This is a genomic window from Micromonospora acroterricola, assembly GCF_003172955.1.
Classification (GTDB): domain Bacteria; phylum Actinomycetota; class Actinomycetes; order Mycobacteriales; family Micromonosporaceae; genus Micromonospora; species Micromonospora acroterricola.
Genome location: NZ_QGKR01000040.1, coordinates 1 through 3,445 on the forward strand (window position 1 = coordinate 1; position 3,445 = coordinate 3,445).

Here is a 3,445-nt window from a genome sequence, read left to right on the forward strand (position 1 = left end):
GTCCCGGCCGGGGTCGTCGCGGCCGGCGCGCTGCTCGGCGCCGCCGCCACCCGGGCGCTCACCCGGGCACCCGCTCCGAGGCCTCGCGTCGGCGGCGCGGCCCCGCCCGCGACCGGTTCGTGAGTCGGCTGCTCGACAACCGGCCGGCGCGGCCCGTGCCGGACACGGCGCGGGGCGCCCCGGACGAATCCGAGGCGCCCCGTCAGGACCGGGCCGCTCAGGGTTGGGTCGGCAGGCTGACCTGCGCCACGACGCTCAGGATGAGCAGCAGGATGCCCAGCCCGACGCCGACCGCACCGCAGATCAGGCCGGCCTTGGCCTGCCCGGCGTTGTTCGCCTGGCCCTGGGCGACCTTCTGCCGCGCCAGGTAACCGGTCACGATGCCCGCGATGCCGAGCGGGATGCCCAGGTAGAGGCAGCAGACCAGCGGGATCGACGCGATGCCGAGGATCATCGACACCAGGCCGAGCGTGTTGTTCTGCCCCTGCTGCTGCGGGTAGCCGGCGTTCGGGTACGCGGGCGCGCCGTAGGGCGGCTGCTGCTGCTGGCCGTACGGGTCCTGGTACGGCTGCTGCTGCCCGTACGGCTGCCCCGGGGTGGGCTGCTGGCCGTACGGGTTCTGCGGTGCCGCGTACGGGTCCTGCGGCTGCTGACCGTAGGGCTGGCCGGAGGTCGGCTGCTGGCCGTACGGGGCGGCCGGCGGCTGGGGGGCGGTCGGGTCCTGGTTGGGCTGCTGGCCGTACGGGTCCTGACCGGGGTTACCGGGCTGCATCGAGAAGTCTCCTTGGGCTGGTTCCGTCAGCTGCTGCTGTTGTCGCCACTCATGATCGCGCCCAAACCGGCCAGCGCACAGCACAGCAGGACGATGACATACCACGCGATGCCCACGATGAGGGCCCACTTCGACCATTTGCGCGACTCCGCGGCGGCCGTCTGGGCCCCGGCGTAGTCGCCCTGCTGCAGCAGCGGGTTGACCTTCGACGCGTTGATGATCGCCGGAATCGCCAACGGCCAGAAGAGGAAGATGGCGACGATCGACATCGTCATGTTGTTGTTGATCGGTGGTGGCTGCTGCTGGGGGTGGTAGCCGGGCTGCACGGGTGCTCCTCATTCGAAACGACGCGGCTGGCGTGCCGGATCAGTGACGGGGTGCGGGCCGGAGCGCGTCCAGCCCGAGCGACCGGCAGCGTACCGGGTGGATGCACGCCGGCACCGTCAGAGATCGGCGCGCCGCCCTGCCGATGGGCGTCCTGACCTGCCCGATAGGGTGGCCCGGTGACCGAGCCCGCGTCCGCCGCCCGCATCGTCGTCCTCGTCTCCGGCTCCGGGAGCAACCTGCAGGCGCTGCTGGACGCCGCCGCCGACCCCGTGTACGGCGCGCAGGTGGTCGCGGTCGGCGCGGACCGCGACGGCATCGCGGGCCTGGACCGGGCCGCGGCGGCCGGCGTCCCGACCTTCGTCGAACGGGTCCGCGACCACGACACGCGGGAGGACTGGGACCGGGCGCTCACCGCGCACGTCGCGAAGCACCAACCGGACCTGGTCATCTCCGCCGGGTTCCTCAAGCTGGTCGGCCCGCACTTCCTCGCCGCCTTTGGTGACCGCTACCTGAACACGCACAACACCCTGCTGCCGGCGTTCCCCGGCATCCACGGCCCGCGCGACGCTCTCGCCTACGGCGTGAAGCTCACCGGGGCCACGCTCTTCTTCGTCGACGCCGGAATGGACACCGGGCCGATCGTGGCGCAGGTCGCGGTCCCGGTGCTCGACGGCGACGACGTGGAGACGCTCACCGAGCGCATCAAGGAAGCCGAGCGGCGCCAGCTCGTCGAGCAGGTCGGCCGTCTGGTCCGCGAAGGCTGGACCATCACCGGAAGGAAGGTCACGGTTCCGTGAGTTCCACTGAGGACGGGCGCCGCCCGATCAGGCGGGCGCTGGTCAGCGTCTACGACAAGACCGGGTTGGCCGAGCTGGCCCAGGCTCTGCACGCGGCCGGCGTGGAGATCGTGTCCACCGGCAGCACGGCGGGCGCCATCGCCGCCGCCGGCGTGCCGGTGACGCCGGTGGAGACGGTGACCGGCTTCCCCGAGGTGCTCGACGGTCGGGTGAAGACCCTGCACCCGAAGGTGCACGCGGGCCTCCTCGCCGACCTGCGCAAGGACACGCACGTCGCGCAGCTCGACGAGCTGGGCGTGGCCGCGTTCGACCTGCTGGTCTCCAACCTCTACCCGTTCCAGGCGACCGTCGCCTCCGGCGCCGGTGTCGAGGAGTGCGTGGAGCAGATCGACATCGGCGGCCCGGCCATGGTGCGGGCCGCCGCCAAGAACCACGCCTCGGTCGCCGTGCTCACGGACCCGGCCGGGTACCCGGCGCTGCGCGCCGCGCTCGGCGAGGGTGGGTTCACCCTGGCCCAGCGCCGCGCGCTGGCCGCCCGGGCGTTCGCCGACATCGCCGAGTACGACGTGGCGGTGGCCCAGTGGTGCGCCCAGGAGCTGGCACCGGCCGACGACTCGTGGCCGGCGTTCGCCGGGCAGGCGCTGCGCAAGTCGGCCGTGCTGCGCTACGGCGAGAACCCGCACCAGCCGGCCGCGCTCTACACCGACCCGGACGCCCCGGCGGGGCTCGCCCAGGCCGAGCAGCTGCACGGCAAGGAGATGTCCTACAACAACTACGTCGACGCGGACGCCGCCTGGCGGGCCGCGAACGACTTCGCCGACCAGCCGGCCGTGGCGATCATCAAGCACGCCAACCCGTGCGGCATCGCGGTGGGCGCGGACGTGGCCGAGGCGCACCGCAAGGCGCACGCCTGCGACCCGGTGTCGGCGTACGGCGGGGTGATCGCGGTCAACCGGCAGGTCTCGGTCGAGTTGGCCCGGCAGGTGGCGGACATCTTCACCGAGGTGGTGGTCGCACCGGGCTTCGACGAGGGCGCGGTCGAGGTGCTGCGGGCCAAGAAGAACATCCGGCTGCTGCGCGCGCCGGCCTGGAGCCCCGCGAAGGTCGAGTGGCGGCAGGTGACCGGTGGCGTGCTGTCCCAGGTCGCCGACCGGGTGGACGCCCCCGGCGACGACCCGGCGAGCTGGCGGCTGGCGACCGGCGAGGCGGCGGACGAGGCGTTGCTGCGCGACCTCGCGTTCGCCTGGCGGGCGGTGCGCGCGGTGAAGAGCAACGCGATCCTGCTCGCCAAGGACGGCGCCACCGTCGGGGTCGGCATGGGGCAGGTCAACCGGGTCGACTCGGCGCAACTGGCGGTCAGCCGCGCGGGCGCCGAACGGGCCCGGGGCTCCGTCGCCGCGTCCGACGCGTTCTTCCCGTTCGCCGACGGCCCGAAGATCCTCATCGACGCCGGCGTCCGCGCCATCGTGCAGCCCGGCGGCTCCATCCGCGACGAAGAGGTCATCGCCGCCGCCAAGGAAGCCAACATCACGATGTACCTCACCGGCAC

Annotated in this window: 4 protein-coding genes; 2 read left to right on the top strand and 2 right to left on the bottom strand. The window is 73.1% G+C overall.

Translation table 11 applies throughout. From position 1 onward, the window contains the following. Positions 1-217 precede the first annotated feature (217 nt). Positions 218-772, bottom strand: a complete 555-nt coding sequence (locus DKT68_RS00445) for a DUF4190 domain-containing protein (RefSeq protein ID WP_109815467.1) — start codon at positions 770-772, stop codon at positions 218-220. Positions 773-798: 26 nt separating this feature from the next. After that, complete coding sequence (locus DKT68_RS00450; protein WP_109815468.1) at positions 799-1,098, bottom strand: CD225/dispanin family protein; 300 nt, start codon at positions 1,096-1,098, stop codon at positions 799-801. Between the two features lie 177 nt (positions 1,099-1,275). Here DKT68_RS00450 and purN point away from each other — a divergent pair, with 177 nt between their 5' ends. Both purN and purH read left to right on the top strand, forming a co-directional pair. Next, a complete protein-coding gene (gene purN, locus DKT68_RS00455) occupies positions 1,276-1,896 on the top strand; it encodes a phosphoribosylglycinamide formyltransferase (RefSeq protein WP_109815469.1) in 621 nt (206 codons plus the stop codon). After that, positions 1,893-3,445: bifunctional phosphoribosylaminoimidazolecarboxamide formyltransferase/IMP cyclohydrolase (gene purH / locus DKT68_RS00460; RefSeq protein WP_109815470.1), on the top strand; the 1,553-nt coding region annotated here is incomplete at its 3' end. The genes purN and purH, both read left to right, overlap by 4 nt.